At 67.9% G+C, this 1,382-nt stretch carries 1 protein-coding gene and 1 pseudogene; both read left to right on the forward strand.

Annotated elements, in window-relative coordinates; translation table 11 throughout:
• A pseudogene (locus tag E1832_RS22325) lies at nt 1–438 on the forward strand (hypothetical protein); the annotation flags it as partial.
• 55 nt (nt 439–493) lie between these two features.
• Nucleotides 494–1,382: UTP--glucose-1-phosphate uridylyltransferase (locus E1832_RS00020; RefSeq protein WP_133357715.1), on the forward strand; the 889-nt coding region annotated here is incomplete at its 3' end.

Consider the following 1,382-nt stretch of genomic DNA (forward strand, 5'->3'; position numbering starts at 1 on the left):
CTGCGACGCCGGGCCGAACCGCTGCCGCCGCTGCCCGATCCGGTCCGGCGGTTTCGCCCGGTGCCGCAGCGCCCGGATGCGCGCGCGGTGCTGCTGGCGGGCCGGGTCTGGTCGCGGCGGCGGCTGCGCGCGGCGGCGCGGGCGGAACGGGCGGCGGGAAATCGCGTCACGGTGTTCCGTTTTTCGCCCACCGCGCTCTATCACCGCGTCGCCTTCAGCGGCGACGGGATCTGGGAACAGACCGGCGGGCTGTTCGGAAAAAGCGACCGCAGCCAGCCGGCGATCCGGTTTTGGTCCTTCGCCGGCCGGGTCCGCGACGAGGCCGCGCGGGTGCGCCGGGTGCGCGGACTCGATGCCGGAACGTGCTCCAAACCGCACAGACGCAAAAAAATGGGGCGATGGGTCGAAAAATCGGCCCCTGGGCCATGTTCCCGTTGAGGTTGATATGCCATCACGCGCCTGATTGGTGCGGCAAGAAGGTTTTGAGGATTTCATGCGCAAGAAAGTGACGAAGGCGATTTTTCCGGTCGCGGGTCTTGGGACGCGGTTCTTGCCGGCGACGAAGTCGGTGCCGAAGGAGATCATGACGCTGGTGGACCGTCCGCTGGTGCAATACGCGATCGACGAGGCGCGGGCTGCGGGGATCAAGGAATTCATCTTCGTGACGTCGCGGGGCAAGTCGGCGCTGGAGGATTATTTCGACCATTCTCCGATGCTGGAGCATCAGCTGAAGAAGGCGGGCAAATCGGCGCTGCTGGAGACGCTGCGGGCGACCAACATGGACTCGGGCGAGATCGCCTATCTGCGCCAGCACAAGGCGCTGGGTCTGGGCCACGCGGTGTGGTGCGCGCGGCGGCTGATCGCCAACGAGCCGTTTGCGGTGATCCTGCCGGACGATGTGATCGCGGCGGAGAAATCCTGTCTGGGCCAGATGATCGAGGCCTATGAGGAGACCGGCGGCAACATGGTGGCCGCGATGGAGGTGCCGCCGGAGAAGGCCAGCGCCTATGGGGTGCTGGACGTGGCCGAGGACATGGGCTCGGTGGTGCGGGCGCGCGGCATGGTGGAAAAGCCGGAACCGGGCACGGCGCCGTCGAACCTGGCGGTGATCGGGCGCTATGTGCTGGCGCCCTCGGTGCTGCGCAACCTGAACCGGATGCGCAGCGGGGCGGGGGGCGAGATCCAGCTGACCGACGCGATCGCCGAGGATATCGCGAACGATGTGCCGGCCTATGGCTACCGGTTCCGCGGCCAGCGGTTCGACTGCGGCTCCAAGGCCGGGTTCCTGCAGGCGACGGTGGCCTTCGCGCTGGCCCGCGACGACCTGCGCGAGGAGCTCTCCCGCTATCTCGCCGAGGTCGTCCAGATCGACAAGGCCGCAC

It is taken from the genome of Antarcticimicrobium luteum (assembly GCF_004358185.1).
In the GTDB taxonomy this organism is placed as follows: Bacteria; Pseudomonadota; Alphaproteobacteria; order Rhodobacterales; family Rhodobacteraceae; genus Antarcticimicrobium; species Antarcticimicrobium luteum.